The sequence below is a fragment of the Arthrobacter sp. MMS18-M83 genome (genome assembly GCF_026683955.1).
Lineage (GTDB): Bacteria > Actinomycetota > Actinomycetes > Actinomycetales > Micrococcaceae > Arthrobacter.
On the sequence record NZ_CP113343.1, the window covers coordinates 2,840,010 to 2,855,751 of the forward strand.

The 15,742-nt window shown below is 63.9% G+C and carries 14 protein-coding genes, 1 pseudogene and 1 riboswitch; of the genes and pseudogenes, 11 read left to right on the top strand and 4 right to left on the bottom strand.

Annotated features, from left to right (window positions below):
• Positions 1-134: 134 nt before the first annotated feature.
• From OW521_RS13440 to mnhG, 6 genes are read left to right on the top strand one after another with little or no spacing between them, the layout of a single operon-like run.
• On the top strand, positions 135-3,218 hold the full coding sequence (locus OW521_RS13440; RefSeq protein ID WP_268020134.1) for a Na+/H+ antiporter subunit A: 3,084 nt from the start codon (positions 135-137) through the stop codon (positions 3,216-3,218).
• Positions 3,215-3,670 carry a Na(+)/H(+) antiporter subunit C gene (locus OW521_RS13445; protein WP_268020135.1) on the top strand — a complete coding sequence of 152 codons (456 nt, stop codon included), beginning with the start codon at positions 3,215-3,217 and terminating at the stop codon, positions 3,668-3,670. Before OW521_RS13440 ends, OW521_RS13445 begins: the two co-directional genes overlap by 4 nt.
• On the top strand, positions 3,667-5,241 hold the full coding sequence (locus OW521_RS13450; RefSeq protein WP_268020136.1) for a Na+/H+ antiporter subunit D: 1,575 nt from the start codon (positions 3,667-3,669) through the stop codon (positions 5,239-5,241). The genes OW521_RS13445 and OW521_RS13450 overlap by 4 nt, the downstream gene beginning before the upstream one ends.
• Positions 5,238-5,804, top strand: coding sequence for a Na+/H+ antiporter subunit E (locus OW521_RS13455; RefSeq protein WP_268020137.1), 567 nt, complete (start codon positions 5,238-5,240; stop codon positions 5,802-5,804). The genes OW521_RS13450 and OW521_RS13455 overlap by 4 nt, the downstream gene beginning before the upstream one ends.
• Positions 5,801-6,079: a monovalent cation/H+ antiporter complex subunit F gene (locus tag OW521_RS13460; RefSeq protein ID WP_268020138.1), complete on the top strand. Its 279-nt coding sequence runs from the start codon at positions 5,801-5,803 to the stop codon at positions 6,077-6,079. Before OW521_RS13455 ends, OW521_RS13460 begins: the two co-directional genes overlap by 4 nt.
• Positions 6,069-6,557, top strand: a complete 489-nt coding sequence (gene mnhG / locus OW521_RS13465) for a monovalent cation/H(+) antiporter subunit G (protein ID WP_268020139.1) — start codon at positions 6,069-6,071, stop codon at positions 6,555-6,557. The genes OW521_RS13460 and mnhG overlap by 11 nt, the downstream gene beginning before the upstream one ends.
• Here mnhG and OW521_RS13470 read toward each other — a convergent pair.
• Both OW521_RS13470 and OW521_RS13475 read right to left on the bottom strand, forming a co-directional pair.
• Complete coding sequence (locus OW521_RS13470) at positions 6,554-6,814, bottom strand: DUF4235 domain-containing protein (RefSeq protein WP_268020140.1); 261 nt, start codon at positions 6,812-6,814, stop codon at positions 6,554-6,556. The genes mnhG and OW521_RS13470 overlap by 4 nt on opposite strands.
• Positions 6,815-6,874: 60 nt before the next feature.
• On the bottom strand, positions 6,875-7,639 hold the full coding sequence (locus OW521_RS13475; RefSeq protein WP_268020141.1) for an NUDIX hydrolase: 765 nt from the start codon (positions 7,637-7,639) through the stop codon (positions 6,875-6,877).
• A 182-nt stretch (positions 7,640-7,821) separates the two neighbouring features.
• Positions 7,822-7,958, top strand: a riboswitch (TPP riboswitch).
• A 74-nt stretch (positions 7,959-8,032) separates the two neighbouring features.
• Between OW521_RS13475 and OW521_RS13480 the strand changes: the two genes are divergently transcribed.
• The 4 genes and pseudogenes from OW521_RS13480 (at position 8,033) to OW521_RS13500 (ending at position 12,475) form a co-directional block, all read left to right on the top strand.
• Positions 8,033-8,665: an ECF transporter S component gene (locus tag OW521_RS13480; protein ID WP_268020142.1), complete on the top strand. Its 633-nt coding sequence runs from the start codon at positions 8,033-8,035 to the stop codon at positions 8,663-8,665.
• Positions 8,665-10,259 (top strand): annotated as a pseudogene (locus OW521_RS13490) (ABC transporter ATP-binding protein). Before OW521_RS13480 ends, OW521_RS13490 begins: the two are co-directional and overlap by 1 nt.
• Positions 10,256-11,062 carry an energy-coupling factor transporter transmembrane component T family protein gene (locus tag OW521_RS13495; protein WP_268020144.1) on the top strand — a complete coding sequence of 269 codons (807 nt, stop codon included), beginning with the start codon at positions 10,256-10,258 and terminating at the stop codon, positions 11,060-11,062. Before OW521_RS13490 ends, OW521_RS13495 begins: the two are co-directional and overlap by 4 nt.
• Before the next feature lie 135 nt (positions 11,063-11,197).
• Positions 11,198-12,475 (top strand): DDE-type integrase/transposase/recombinase, encoded by a 1,278-nt coding sequence (locus tag OW521_RS13500; protein ID WP_268020145.1) that lies wholly within the window; start codon positions 11,198-11,200, stop codon positions 12,473-12,475.
• A gap of 88 nt (positions 12,476-12,563) precedes the next feature.
• Here the strand turns inward: OW521_RS13500 and OW521_RS13505 are convergent, their stop codons facing one another.
• Positions 12,564-13,097, bottom strand: coding sequence for a GNAT family N-acetyltransferase (locus tag OW521_RS13505; RefSeq protein WP_268020146.1), 534 nt, complete (start codon positions 13,095-13,097; stop codon positions 12,564-12,566).
• Between the two features lie 128 nt (positions 13,098-13,225).
• Between OW521_RS13505 and OW521_RS13510 the strand changes: the two genes are divergently transcribed.
• Positions 13,226-14,749 (top strand): UDP-N-acetylglucosamine 1-carboxyvinyltransferase, encoded by a 1,524-nt coding sequence (locus OW521_RS13510; RefSeq protein ID WP_268020147.1) that lies wholly within the window; start codon positions 13,226-13,228, stop codon positions 14,747-14,749.
• A gap of 100 nt (positions 14,750-14,849) precedes the next feature.
• Here OW521_RS13510 and OW521_RS13515 read toward each other — a convergent pair whose 3' ends face one another.
• Positions 14,850-15,665: an endonuclease domain-containing protein gene (locus OW521_RS13515; RefSeq protein WP_268020148.1), complete on the bottom strand. Its 816-nt coding sequence runs from the start codon at positions 15,663-15,665 to the stop codon at positions 14,850-14,852.
• Positions 15,666-15,742 lie beyond the last annotated feature (77 nt).

A 15,742-nucleotide genomic window follows, 5' to 3' on the forward strand; every position in this document is an offset into this window, starting at 1 on the left:
GAACCGCACCCCTATACACCGTGGAAGCGGACATTGCTTGTCACATCCGGTTGATAAACTACCTGCACCGAACCCAACGATTGACCGCCTGCTCCAACTTTTGACAATTCATTCCTGACTTTGCGGAGATACCAGTGATCACAGTTCTTGCCGTGACCTTTGCAGCGGCAACTGTGGCGCCTTGGATCTTCCGGAAACTCCAGCGGAATGCCTTCTACGTCCTCGCAGCGGTTCCAGCCGGGGCCTTCGTCTGGCTGCTTTTGCAGTATGACCAGATCTGTCCCGGAAAAGGCGGGGACCCAACCGGCGGCTTCGTCGAAGAGACCCTCCCCTGGATTCCAAACCTCAAGCTTGAGTTTGCCTTCCGCCTGGACCCCCTGGCCTGGGTGATGTCCTTGCTGGTCCTGGGTGTCGGCGCGCTCGTCTTGGTCTATTGCGCCCGTTACTTCAAGAACAAGGACGCCGATCTGGGCGGGTTCGGGGCCCAACTGCTTGCCTTCGCCGGTGCGATGTTCGGCCTGGTGACGGCCGACGACCTCCTGATGATGTTCATCTTCTGGGAGCTCACCACAGTCCTGTCCTATCTGCTGATCGGTTACGCGCGCACCCGCCTCGCCGCCCGGCGCTCAGCGCTGCAGGCCCTCATCGTGACCACCGCCGGTGGCCTTGCCATGCTCGTCGGCCTGATCATTCTGGGCCAGGTGGCCGGAACGTACCGGATTTCGGCGGTCATGGCTCAAGCAGCCACCCTCGTCACGGGACCGGCGCAGGGAGCTGTCGCTGCCGCCGTCGTACTCATCCTGGTAGGTGCGATTACCAAATCGGCGCTCGTCCCGTTCCACTTTTGGCTCCCGGGTGCCATGGCCGCCCCCACGCCGGTGAGCGCCTACCTGCACGCAGCCGCCATGGTGAAGGCCGGTATCTATATCGTGGCGCGCATGGCGCCGGGGTTCAGCGAAAGCCCCTACTGGTTGCCGCTGGTGCTCGGACTGGGCCTGGCGACGATGCTTGTGGGCGGGTATCGGGCGCTCCGGCAGACCGATATCAAGCTCATCCTCGCCTACGGCACAGTCAGCCAACTCGGGTTCCTGACCATGGTGGTGGGCCTCGGCCGGCCAGACGCCGCGCTCGCCGGACTCGCGCTCCTGCTGGCACACGGACTCTTCAAGGCTTCGTTGTTCCTAGTGGTGGGCATCATCGACCACCAATCCGGCACACGCGATATCCGCAAGCTCTCCGGGGTGTACAAGTCCTCGCGGGCCCTTGCCATCGTGGCTGGGATCGCCGCCGCGTCCATGGCCGGAATACCGCCGCTGGCGGGCTTCGTGGCCAAGGAATCCGTGTTCGAGGCGTTCGTTCACTACGGCGCCGGACCCTCCGGCGCGGGCGCTGCGTCGCAACCCTGGGGACTGATCATCCTGGCGGGTTTGGTCCTGGGGTCCATTCTCACTTTCGCTTACAGCGCCCGCTTCATGTGGGGTGCGTTCGCCACCAAGCCGGGCGTGGACCGGACGCCGTTCAAAGCCGTCCAGCCATCGTTCCTGGCGGCGCCCGCCATCCTGAGCGTCCTCACCATGGTGTACGGCCTGTGGCCGGATCCGGTTGACGCGTGGATCCAGCCGTATGCGGCCCTTTTTGCAGGGCACGACGCCGGAGCAGACAGTGCCGTTGCCGGTCACCTCGCGCTGTGGCACGGGTTGACGACCGCGTTGGGCCTGACCGCCGTAACGTTCGCGGCCGGCGTTGTGATGTTCTACGGCCGGAACCTCGTGTCCCGGGCGCAGAGCCGTATCCCGGACTGGGTGGACGGCGATCGCGCCTACCAGCGCACCATCGGTGCACTGGACGACGTCGCAGTGTGGGTTACGGGGCGCACGCAGCGCGGTTCCCTGTACTTCTACTTGGCAGTCATCCTCACGGTGGCTTTCGCTGTCCCGCTGACGGCCCTCATCATGGCCAACAAACCACTTCCGGGTGGTCTCTACCTGATCGACCCGAACTCGCCGCTCCAGCTGATCGCCGCGGCGGGAATCGTTGTTGGCGCGCTGGCCGCCGTTCGTGCCAACAAGCGCTTCCTCGCCGTGCTGATGGTCTCCGTCACCGGCTACGGCATCGCCCTGATGTTCGCGTTGCAGGGAGCCCCGGACCTCGCCCTGACCCAGATGCTCGTGGAGACCATCATCCTGGTGGCCTTCGTCCTGGCGATGCGCAGCCTCCCGCCGGAGCTCCGGGACCGTACCGGCGGCAAGTACCGGGTGGTGCGCGTCATTATCGGTGTGGCGTTCGGCGTCACCATGATCTTCGTGGCGATCTACGCCATGGGAGCCCGGATCGCGGAGCCTGTGTCGCTCTCCTTCCCCCGGCTTGCCTACGAAGGCGGCGGCGGCCTCAACGTCGTCAACGTGACGCTCGTGGACATCCGGGCGTGGGATACCTTCGGTGAGATTTCGGTGCTCGCGGTTGCGGCTACCGGCGTCGCGAGCTTGATCTTTGTGCGCAGCCGGGGTGAGCGCCTCAACAAGGCGGCCACGGTGCCCGAAGGCACCGTGGGAAGGCGCGCCGCCGTCGGGGGCAGTTCGCGCGAGGACGCTTCACTTGCACTCGTGCGCAAGTTCGCCGGATCCCTGACGGACCCCTGGCTTGTGGCTGGCCGAACCTTGGCACCCGAACGCCGTTCCATCATTTTCGAGGTGGTTACTCGGCTGATTTTCCACTCGCTGATCGTTTTCTCGGTGTATCTGCTGCTGGCGGGACACAACCTTCCGGGCGGCGGCTTCGCAGGCGGACTCACGGCCGGGCTCGCCCTGACCATCCGCTATTTGGCCGGCGGACGCTTCGAGTTACGGGAAGCCGCACCGATCAGCGCAGGCATGCTGCTCGGAACCGGTCTTGCGACGGCGGCCGCGGCGGGCTTCGTTCCGCTGCTTCTGGGCGGCCAAGTGTTCCAAAGCGCCATCATCGGGTTCTGGCTGCCGCTGTTCGGTGACATCAAATTCGTCACCTCCACGATCTTCGACATCGGCGTTTACCTCGTGGTGGTAGGCCTTGCATTGGACGTGTTGCGCAGCTTGGGAGCCGAGATCGACGAACACTTCGAAGAGACCGCAAGCGGGGACGCAGGTGGTTCCGGGGTAGCCCGGTCCGAAGCTTCCACGCCCACGGCCACCGGGGCTGCTGCGTCGGAGGCATCCACGGCAACCGGGAAGGGGACACCATGAGCGTCAACCTGACCTTGTTGATCGTCATGGGCTTGCTGTATGCCTGCGGAATTTATCTGATTCTGGAACGCAGCCTGACCCGCGTGCTGCTGGGGCTCATGCTTCTGGCCAACGCTACCAACCTGCTGATCCTGTCCACCGGCGGCTATGCCGGACTTGCTCCACTCTTCAACAAATCGACGGATCCGCGCGACTACAACGATCCTTTGCCACAAGCGTTGATCCTGACGTCCATCGTGATTTCCTTCGCGGTGACGGCCTTCATGCTCGGCATGATCTACCGGACCTGGGCTTTGGCACGCCAGGACGATATCCAGGATGACGCTGAAGACCGCCGCGTGGCCAAAACGCCCAGCTTTGACGCCGAGGACGATTCCGTGGTCCCCGAGGAAACGTCGGAGTTCCCGGTTACTGCAGTCACCGAAGCAGCCAAGGAAGGAGGCCCCGAGTGAACATCGCCAGCCTGGCGCCGCTCGCCGTCGTCCTCCCCATCCTCGGTGCCGCACTGACATTCGCCCTGAACAGGAACCCGCTGGCGCAGCGCGTGGTCAGCATCGGCCTGTTGTCCCTTACCCTGCTCCTGGAATGCTTGCTCCTTGCCTCGGTCTGGACCACGGGCACGGCATCTGTCACGTTGGGCGCCTGGCAACCGCCCTGGGGCGTGGTGATGGTGGTGGACCAGTTCTCTTCGCTCATGCTGGTGGTTTCCTCCGTCATCAGCCTCGCCGTGCTGATCTACGCGACGGGTCAAGGCATGGCCGACGGCGACCGTGAAGCACCGGTGTCGATCTTCCACCCGACCTACTTGATCCTGGTGGCCGGTGTTTCCAACGCCTTCCTCACGGGTGACCTTTTCAACCTTTACGTCGGTTTCGAAATCCTGCTCACAGCGAGCTATGTGCTTATGACACTTGGTGGGACCGGTCCGCGTATCCGCGCAGGGGTCACCTATGTGGTGGTTTCCGTGGTGTCTTCGGTGTTGTTCCTGATCGCCATTGCGATGATTTACGGAGCCACGGGAACAATCACCATGGCGGACCTCGCCATCAAGCTTGCCGAGTTGGACCCGGGTACCAGGAATTTGCTCCACGTCATGCTGCTGGTGGCGTTCGGCATCAAAGCCGCGGTGTTCCCGCTGTCCTTCTGGCTCCCTGACTCGTATCCGACAGCCCCCGCACCAGTCACCGCTGTGTTCGCCGGCTTGCTCACCAAAGTAGGCGTCTACGCGATGGTTCGTACGGAGACGCTTCTGTTTCCGGGGGACACGTTGAATACCCCGTTGATGGTTGTGGCGCTACTGACCATGCTGGTGGGTATCCTCGGCGCCATAGCCCAGAGCGACATAAAACGTTTGCTCTCCTTCACCTTGGTCAGCCATATCGGTTACATGGTGTTCGGCCTGGCGATGTCCTCGATTGCGGGGCTTGCTGCTGCCGTCTTCTACGTGGCCCACCACATCACCGTCCAAACGAGCCTGTTCTTGGTGACGGGTCTGATCGAGCGCCGCGGAGGGAGCTCGTCCATGGACAGGCTCGGTGGACTGGCCAAACTGTCCCCGCTCCTTGCGCTCTTGTTCTTCATTCCCGCCATGAACCTCGCCGGAATCCCGCCGTTCTCGGGGTTCCTGGGGAAACTAGGGCTCATCCAGGCCGGCATTGCCCTGGGAACGCCTTTGGCTATTACCTTGGTGGTGGGCGGGGTGGTCACCAGCCTCTTGACTTTGCTGGCCGTTGCCCGCGTATGGAACCGCGCATTCTGGCGGAAACCCGAGGATGCGGAGTACCCGGACCCCGTGCTGAAGGACAGGGCCGGCGTCGGACTGCTTCCGCGGACCATGGTGGGGCCAACCGCCGCGCTAGTGGTCTTTGGCGTGGCGTTGACCGTCTTTGCAGGTCCGCTGTTCCAATTGGCCGGCAACTCCGCGGAACAGATGCTGGACCGCACGGCATATATCCGCTCCGTGCTTGGCGAGCATGCCCGGATTCCAGGAATCGCCGCGCCAGTGCAAGGGGGTGGCAAGTGAGCCGCAGGCGGATTTCATTCCGCACCGAATTGCCCCTGCTGGTCTGGCTGGTAGTCGTCTGGGGAGCTCTCTGGCGGGACTTCAGCCCGGGCAACCTCGTCTTCGGTGCCTTGATTGCAGTGATAGTGGCCAGGATCTTCTACTTGCCTCCCGTGGAGCTCAGCGGACGCTTCAACGTGCTGCGTGCCATTCCTTTCGTCGTGGTGTTCCTTGGCAAAGTGGTGGCCGCGAGCTTCCAGGTCATGTACTTGGCGATCTTCCGCGGGCCCTCGGTGACCAACGCCGTCGTCGCTGTTCCGTTACGAAGCCATTCTGACCTCATGGTCACGGCCACGGGACACGTGATTTCGCTGATCCCGGGTTCGCTGGTGGTTGAGGTGGACCGCTCTACGTCCACGCTTTACATCCACGGGCTCAATGTCCGGAACGATTCAGACACCGCCAAGCTGCGCCGGGAAGTCCAGGACACCGAGGCCTCTTTGATACGGATCATGGGCACACAGGCGGAAGTAGACGCACTCCAGGCCGAAGGCTGGCCTGCAACGAGGGGAGCCAGTTCATGAAAGACATCGTGCTGATCGTTACGGCGGTGATTCTCAGCCTCGCGGCGGCCGGCGCGATCTACAGGATCGCCGTCGGGCCGTCCCTGTTGGACCGCGTGCTCGCCTCAGACGTTCTCCTGGCCATCCTGGGCGCGGCACTGGCGATCGACATGGCCGTTAACCGGCATCTCAATAACCTCGTGGTGCTCGTGGCGCTGACGTTGATCGGGTTTGTCGGTTCGGTGACAGTGGCCCGCTTCGTGGCCGACCGGAGGGGACAGGCCAATGACTCCTAACGCCACCGGTGTGGATGCCGTGATCGATGCAGTGACCGCGGTGCTGCTGATTGTTGGTGCGCTGATGTCATTGGGCGCGGCAATCGGCTTGTTGCGCTTCCCGGACCTCATGAGCCGCATGCACGCAGCCACCAAGCCGCAAGTATTAGGGCTGTTCCTGGTCTTGGCGGCCATCGGGCTGCAGCTGCGCGAATGGTGGGTATGGCCGGTGCTGCTGGTCGCCTGGATTTTCCAACTGCTGACAGTGCCGGTGTCCGCACACATGGTGGGGCGTGCAGGCTACAGGACGAAGCACCTCCACCCCGAACTGCTCAGCGCAGACGAACTCGAGGCCGTGGTGTTGCGTGCTGCTGGTGAGCGGGCAGCCGAGAAAGCCCAAGAAGCAGGCCCGGATGCGTCCCAGAGCCGGAACGGTGGGCACCCGGGCGGCATCGCAGGGGATAGCGGGCCCAAGGGGAATGGCGGCGCGTCGTCCTAGACGATGTCCGGCGTCTTCGAGAAGCGTGAGATGGCGCGCTGGGTACTGCGGCCGGCTACAACCTGGATGATGGTGCTGACAGCGGCCGAAATCAGGGCGAAGGTCAGCGCTGAGCGCAGGCTGGTTTCCATGTCGTCGTGGCCTTTGGGCGGCTTGTTGCCCGTGGCCTTTTCCCACAATGCGTTGACGAGCTTGCTGCCGACGATTCCTGCGCCGATGCTCACACCGGTGCCGAGCAATTTGAAGAGCAAGTTCATTCCGGGACTCCTTGCGGGAGGAAACAGGACCATCCCCAGCCTAACCCCACTTCAGGACAGTCACGGCGCAACGGATGGGGGTTGGCGCCTGAGCCGGAAGAACTCCTGCAGGGCTCCGGGCTCCGGCCGCACGGGCACGATGTCACGCTCTTCAGCCAACACAGCCTCCACCGTGCCGAGAGCGAGCAGTTCATCCAGCAGGACCAAAGTGGGCGGCATGAGCTTGAGGGTTCCCGCGGCCTCGGCATCCAGGATTCCACGGACTGGCATCCACAGTGATGACGACGCCTCCGTCGTCTGGTGCCGCGGCTCAGCCCCAACTGACGGGCAGGCAACGTAGAAGTACGTGTCGAAGCGCTTGGGCTGGTCTTCCGGAGTGACCCAGTTGGCCCATGGGCGGAGGGTGGCGGCGTCGAGCTTCAGCCCGGCCTCTTCGAACACCTCACGTTGCGCGGCCGCCAGCACCCGGCCGGCGTTGTGCCGAGCCGATGCAGGCTCGACGGCGATGCTGCTCCGGTGCCATGCTGCGGCATGCTGCTCAACGACGTCGTCCGTGAAGTTCCAGCCGGTGCTGTCCGCATGATCCACCCGGCCCCCGGGGAAGACGACCATGCCCGCGGCGAAATCCATCGTGGACACCCGGTGCTGGACGAACACTTCCAGATCGCTCACGGCACCTTCGGAAATCGCCGCACCGCCGGCACCTTCAAAACGGGCCGAACCTCCAGGGCTCGCGGGAATGGGCGCGTCGCGGACAAGGATCACGCTTGCGGCGAGCCTCGGTTCGGCCACGGTGGTGCTGTTCGCTTCGCTAGTGCCTGTCAAGACCGCTCCTTTGCCCTGCTTGCTGCGTCGGATTCTGCTGGATCATTCTCCCAGCTTCGGTGGCCGCCCGCGCCATTTCGGGCTTGCCCGCGCCGGCCCTGCGAGTGATCCAGCAGAATCCGTCGCTTTCCGCTCGGCAACCCCGCCAAGGTGTAAACTGAACCACGCCCAAAAGGGTTGATTGATAGCGACAGGGGAGCGCCGCCGTCGGGCTCGCAGCAATGCGGCACGGAGGAGGGGCGCTGAGAGTGCGGACAGCCGCAGACCCTCGAACCTGATCCGGCTAGTACCGGCGCAAGGGAGTCGAGTTCTCATAGTGTCCGGAACCGGCGGCGGAAGCCGTTCGCAGGCAAACCGGAAACACTTTCCCCTCCTGTTCCTCAGGAGGACAAAATGACTGGTATTTCTGCAAGGCCGGGCCTCACCAAGCCTGGATACAACTGGCGCGTCGTGGACATCGTCGTGGCAGCACTGATCTCCATCGCCGGCGGCGTGATCTTCTGGGCTTGGGACCAGATGGCCGCGCTGGTTTCGACCCCGATGAACGCCGCCTACCCGCCCGTGACCGGCATCATCGCCGGCGGCTGGATGATTCCGGCCGTGCTGGGCATGCTCATCATCCGCAAGCCGGGTGCGGCAATTTTCTGTGAGACGGTCGCCGCCACCAGTGAGCTCATCATGGGTTCCCAGTACGGCACCACTGTGTTGATCTCGGGCCTGCTCCAGGGGCTCGGTGCAGAACTCATCTTCTTGGCATTCATGTACAAGAAGTTCAACCTGCCGGTATCCCTGTTGGCCGGAGCCGGTGCGGGCCTGTTCTGCGGGCTGAACGACTCCTTCCTGCCGTGGGGCTGGAACATCGCCTACGAAGCCGTCGACAAGCTCGCGTACATCGCGTTCTGCACGGTTTCCGGTGCCGTCATTGCCGGCGCGCTGGCCTGGATCGCCACCCGCGGCCTGGCCAAGACCGGGGTGCTGAGTGCGTTCGCGTCCCGCAAGGCCGCCTCGGAGCCCGTCTTTTCCTGATGCCCAGTCCTGATTCCGGCACCCCTGCTGTGGTGCGACCCGCCGCAATTTCCGCGCAAGGTTGGGGCTGGCGGCACGCGGGCCGCACCACGCAGGCTATCCACGCCCTGGACCTGGACATCCGTCCGGGGGAGCGGGTTCTGCTGCTTGGCCCCTCGGGCGCGGGCAAGTCGACGCTCCTGCATGCCCTCGCGGGCGTGCTGGGCGAAGAAGGCGACGACGCCGACGAAACCGGCTCGTTGCTGGTGGACGGCGTCTCGCCGAGGGCCCAGCGGGGACGTGCCGGACTCATGCAGCAGGACCCCGAAACCCAGGTGGTGCTTTCCCGCTTGGGTGACGACGTCGCCTTCGGTGCCGAGAATCTTTGCGTGCCGGGGAAGAGATCTGGAAGCGGGTCCATGAAGCGCTCGACGACGTCGGGCTTCGGAATAGTGCCAGCGGCAGCTTTGCGCTGGACCACCCGACGTCGGCCCTCTCCGGTGGGCAGAAACAGCGCCTCGCGCTGGCTGGCATCCTGGCGATGCGGCCAGGCTTGATCCTCCTGGACGAGCCGACCGCCAACCTGGATCCTGCCGGTGTGCTGGAGGTCCGTGACGCCGTAGGCCGTTGCCTGGACAAGACCGGCGCCACCCTGGTGGTGGTGGAGCATCGGGTCTCGGTGTGGAAAGACCTGGTGGACCGGATCGTGGTTCTCCAGCCGGGCAGCTCCTCTGAGGGGGGCTCGACGCCGGCGGTGCTCCTGGACGGCGACCCGGACACGGTTCTGGCGCAAGCAAGGGACATGCTCACTGCAGCGGGCGTCTGGGTGCCCGGTTACGTGCCGGCCACCCGGCCACGTTCCAGAACAGCAGCCGGCTCCGGTGCGACGGGCGGTGGAGAGTTGCTGCTCGCCACCCGGGAGCTTGCGGTGTCACGCGAACGGGCACGCCGCCGCGGGTTCACAACCATCCCGCCTCATCCTGTGCAGACCGGACTCGACGCCCAGGTGCTCGCCGGCCAAGCGCTGACCATCACGGGCCCCAACGGCGCCGGGAAATCTACCTTCGCTTTGACCCTCGCGGGCCTGCTGGCTCCCGTGTCCGGCACGGTGACTGCCGCCGTCGGGCTCAGCGACGGCGCTGGCGCCGATCCTTTCAAATGGAAGGCCCAGCAACTGATCTCGCGAATCGGAACCGTGTTCCAGGAACCGGAACACCAGTTCGTCACCGGCCGGGTGTTCGACGAGTTGATGTTCGGACCCAAGCACCTTGGACACGGCGAGGAGCGCGTGGACGAATTGCTGGAACGGCTGCGGCTGAGGCACTTGGTGGACGCCAATCCGTACACGCTCTCCGGCGGGGAAAAGCGCCGGCTGTCCGTGGCCACCGTGCTTGCCGCGCACCCGCGGGTCCTGGTGCTGGACGAACCCACTTTTGGCCAGGACGCCAATACCTGGGCTGAGCTTGCGTCCTTCCTGTCTGAGCTGCTCGACGCCGGCACCTCCGTGGTTTCCGTGACGCACGACCAGGAATTCAGCTCCGTCCTCGGCGGCACCGAGATGCGGCTCGCGCCTGCCTTCCAAGGTGGCGCCCGGCTGGAAGCGGGTGCGGCATGAGGGAAGCGTTGAGCCTGCGCGGCAACAATGCCCTCCTGACACGCGCGAATCCGCTGGCCAAGTTCGTGGCGGTCTTCCTGATCACCTTGGTGCTGGCGTTGTCCATTGACATGGTGTCCGCCTCGACAGCGCTCCTCGGCGAATTGGCGTTGTTCCCCCTCGCGGGGCTGACCGTGCGCTTGCTGTGGCAGCGGGGCTGGCCCTTGATCATCGCGGCAGCGCTGGGTGGCTGGAGCACCGCGATCCTGTCAGCTGTCAGCGGCAGGATACTGCTCGACGTCGGGATCTGGTCTATCAGCGAAGGCTCGCTGCAGCTGGGACTCGGGTTCATGCTGCGAGGCTTAGCGATCGCGCTGCCGGCCGTTCTCCTGATGAGTTGCACCGATCCCACCGATCTTGCCGATGCCCTGGCGCAGAAGGCGAGACTGCCGCACCGCTTTGTCTTGGGTACCTTGGCGGCGCTGCGGCTCGTGGGACTCATGGCGGAGGAGTGGCAGACCATCGGCATGGCACGGCGCGCGCGAGGTGTCGGCTCGCATGGTAGCCCGCTGCAACGGTTCAAGGCCATGCTCGGCCAGAGCTTCGGCCTGCTTGTCCAAGCGATCCGCCGGGCATCCCGCCTGGCCGTAACCATGGAGGCACGTGGCTTCGGCGGTGGCCGGCGAACCTGGGCGCGCGAATCCACCTACAGCCGGTTGGATGCCTGGGTCCTGGTGGGTGGGATGTTCATCGCAGCCGCGGCTGTGCTCGCAGCCCAATGGGCAGGGACGTGGCACTTCGTCTGGCTGAAGCAGCCCAACTGACTCGCAGTTGTTGCCGTTTTGAGGCCTCATAGCGACTGTGGAGTCTCATGACTTAATGGACACTTATGTCTCATGACTTCGTGGACAGTGTGTCTCAGGACCTCGTAGACAGACGGGGCGGGTTTGCTCTGGTTCATGAGCAAACCCGCCCCGAAGATCAGTGTCCGTCATGCCGTTGCTACGTGGCCGGCCGATGCGCCACGCGGTGCCGTGAGCGCGTTCTGCACCGAACACGGTGTCTCGCGTGCCTGGTTCTACAAGGTCCGCACGGCGGCCGGACGCGTCGGGCCGGTGAAGGCCCTGGAGATCAAGCGCCCGGTGCCGTTGACCAGCCCGAAAGCCACGGCACCGGCGATGGTCGAACTCCTCCTGGCCACCCGGGCGGATCTTGAGGCCAAGGGGCTGGATCACGGCCCGTTGTCGGTAATCGCAAAGCTGTCCCGGCAAGGCTTCGCCCCGCCGTCCCGGGCGACGGTGGCCAGGATCTTCGACCGGGCCGGTGTCGTGGTGCCCGAGCCGCGGAAGAAGCCCCGCAGCGCCTACCAGCGGTTCGTCTACCCGCAACCGAACGCGTGCTGGCAGATCGACGCGACCGAGTGGCGGCTGGCCGACGGGAAGACCGTGGCGGTCTTCCAGCTCCTCGATGACCACTCCCGCCTGGCCCTGGCCTCCCTGGCGGCCACCGGGGAAACGAGCGAGGCCGCGATCGCCGTCGTCGCCCTGGCCATCGAACGCCACGGCGTGCCGGAGAAATTCCTCTCCGACAACGGCGCAGCCCTGAACCCGACCCGCCGCGGACGCACCGGCGCACTCGTGGAGTTCCTCAAATCCCACGGGGTGGAACCGATCACCGGCAGACCGGGCAAACCCACCACCCAGGGCAAGAACGAACGCTTCCACCGCACCCTGCACCAGTACCTGCACCGCCAGCCGGCGGCCCCGTCGATTCCCGTCCTGCAAGCCCAGATCGATGCCTTCGACCACTACTACAACACCGAACGCGAACACCAGGCCCTGCCCGGGGCCCTGACCCCGCAGGAAGCCTGGGACGCGACCCCGAAAACACCCGCACCGGCCCTCCCGGAACCCGCCATGACCGTTCCGGCACCGGCACAGAGCACGCAACGGCTCGTCAGGAACGACGGCCGCGTTACCGTGCTGGGAACCGCGTTCAACATCGGCCAGGACCAGGCCGGGAGCACCGTGCACATCGTTTACGACCACGCCGAGATCATGTTCTTCGACACCCGCGGCACCGAGATCACCACCCACCCCCTGCCTGTCAAAGGCACCCGCTACGTCGGCAACGGCAAACCCTCAGGCATCGCAGCAGACCCCGCCGGAGCACGCCGGAAACGGACACGCTACCCGCGCCTCAAACCACCCACGGACGAAGTGTCCACGAAGTCATGAGACATCAACCGTCCACAAGGTCATGAGACATGAACTGTCCACGAGGTCCCGAGACATGACAAGGCCTCATAGCGACAACAACTGCCAGTCAGTTGGGTATTGTCGGGCGGTGGGCCCGCATGAGTGCGCCCGTACCGCCGTCGAACTGGGTTGTGTGAAAGCTCGGCGCCTTGGCGACTTCCACGAACCCCCATCTACGATGCAACTCGATCGACGCCAGGTTGGACGCGTTGACGACATACCAAGCTTCCGACGTGCGGCGCCATATCCAATCAAGTCGGGCTTGGGTCAGTGCTGTGCCGATGCCTCTGCGTCGATGTTCCGGCTGCACGGTGATCCCGCCCAGATAATGGCCCTTGGGAGCGAGGCCGTCGTCATGGTCCCAGAAGTGGGTCTTCCCCCAACCGGCAAGCTCTCCGACGTCGGACACTCCGCGCACAAAAGCGACCACCACGAGGCGGGTGTCGTCGTCGATTGCTTTTTCCAAGCTGTTGGCGGCTGGAAGGGCGAGGCCAGCTTTGGCCTGGATGTCGAGAATGCGGGCGATGTCACTGGTTTTGGCCGGGCGGATTTCCGTACCTAGCTCAGGGGACACACAGTTGGAAAAGCCGTTTGCGCTCATTCGAGTGAGCCTCCCTCCCAGTCGCGGTCGTGTCAATGCATATCGCACCAAACGACTATCTTGACGATAATGCGGCGTGTTGCACCATAAAATGGGCCCTCGTAGACCATCCATGATATTTATTGGTTATGACGCAACCGACTGCCGAACATGTAGGTCACCTTCTTCGCGACGCCCGCGGCGAAAAGGGCTGGACACAGGGACAGCTCGCCTCGGAACTGGGCACCAGCCAAAGCGCCATTGCCCGTATGGAACAGGGCAAGCAGAACCTCAGCCTCCGGATGATCGAACGCCTCGAGTCCATCTTCGGACGCACCATCGTCAAAGTGGGCAAACGGCAGATGACCCACCTGCGCGTTGAGGGCGGACGCACGCTCTCCGGCTCGGTGGACGTCAACAGTAGCAAGAATGCCGGCGTCGCGCTGCTTTGCGCGAGCCTCATCAACCGCGGCACCACCACCTTGCGCCGGCTGGCCCGGATCGAAGAAGTCAACAGAATCGTCGAGGTCTTGACCTCCATCGGTGTCGAGTGCACCTGGCTGAACGGCAACGATTTGCGTATCCGCCGTCCGAAGACCCTTGACCTCGCCTCAATGGACGTGGAGGCGGCGCGCCGCACTCGCAGCGTCATCATGCTGCTAGGTCCCCTCCTGGATGAGGCTGCCTCGTACCAACTGCCTTACGCTGGCGGTTGCGACCTCGGGACTCGAACTGTGGAACCGCACATGCAGGCGCTGCGGCAATTTGGGCTCTCCGTGGAGGCCAAGTCCGGTTTCTATTCCGTGCAGGCCCCACCGGCCGACGGCGATCACCGCACCTTCGTGCTCACGGAACGTGGTGACACGGTGACGGAGAACGCCATCATGGCCGCCGCACACCGCAGCGGTACCACAGTGATCCGCAACGCCAGCCCCAACTACATGGTGCAGGATCTGTGTTTCTACCTGCAGGGGCTCGGCGTGGTGATTGACGGCATCGGGACAACCACCCTGAAGATCACGGGCCGCCCGGCGATCGACGTCGACATTGAGTACTTCCCGTCTGAAGACCCGATCGAAGCCATGAGCCTCATCACGGCAGGCATCGTGACCAACTCGGAGGTCACCATCTGCCGGGTTCCGATCGAGTTCATGGAGATCGAACTGGCCACGCTTGAGCAGATGGGCCAGCAACTGGATATCTCCGGCGAATACTTTGCACGCAATCGGCGGACACGCTTGGTGGACGTCACCACCAAGCCATCCCGACTGCGCGCCCCCGAGGACAAGATCCATCCGATGCCGTTCCCCGGGCTGAACATCGACAACCTGCCTTTCTTCGCGGTCATCGCTGGCAATGCTGAGGGCCAGACCATGATCCACGACTGGGTCTACGAAAACAGGGCCATCTACCTGACTGAGCTCAACAAGCTAGGAGCCCAGGTACAGCTCCTCGATCCCCACCGCATCTACGTCAATGGCCCCACCAAGTGGCGTGGGGCGGAAGTGGGATGTCCACCGGCCCTCCGTCCTGCCGCTTGCCTGCTGTTGGCCATGCTGGCGGCCCGTGGCACATCCGAGTTGCGCAATATCTACGTGATTGAACGCGGATACGAGGACCTGGCTGAGCGGCTCAACACCATCGGCGCCAAGATCGAGTACTTCCAGGACTGACGGCGTCGGATTTCGCACAATCATTCGCTGTGGCTGGGTAGCGAACCGCGGACTCGCCGAGCTGGACTATTTGTCCAGCGGAATGATTGTGCAGAATCCTTCACCCGCGAGGGCAGCCGCGTTCCAGCATGGCCCGGATTTCCCGGAGAACCGCGCCCGGATTGTTCCATATCTGCTCGGGTGGGTAGCTCAAAACTGCGTAACCCTGGGTTTGCGCGATGTTGGACCGGCTCATGTCCCGGCGCCAAGCTTCGCGTGAACTGTGGAATTGGTAGCCGTTGATCTCAACGACGAGCCAGCTTTCGATCAAGAAGTCCACCCGCCCGACGCCGGCGATCTGGACTTGACGGCGGAACTTGAGCCCCGCTGATTCGAACAGGAGCCGCGCGCTGATCTCCGGTACCGACTCTGACAAACCGTCAGCCATTGCCAAGCGCTTTCGGGCAGTTCCGTAATATTTTGCTGTCATTTCGGACTCAAGGACGAACCTGGGTACACCGTGATGCTGCATGGCAGACTGCGCCATGGCTATGGCATCTACTTCGCTGAGGCATGTCAGTCCGTGAATTACGGTGTCCTCAAGACTAGCGATCGGCAGGCGTTGGTCCGGCTCGAAGCGAAGGCCACTATGCCTGGCGAAGTGTCGGCCGCGGTGGTGTTTGCTGACCAGGTGAAGACGCCCCGGCCGGTCCTTGAGCCAAAGCTGGTAACGGGAGCCACTGGATGCGCACGTTAGGAGCGAATTGTCGATGATGGCCTCCAAAAATTCGGGGTCCGCGTCCGGTAAAGCCCAGACACCCTTGCGAGGTTGGATAGCCCCGGCGGAGGCCAAGCTCCGCACAGCACGCTCGGAGTAGCCTTCCCGTCGCAGCAAGCCAACCCGGGCTACCCCGCCGAGCGATTTCAAGAATTCCAACGGGTCCATGGATCGAGCTAGCCACGATTCCGGCCTTCATTGACTTGGGAAATGGCTCCATGTGGACAGATCGGGCT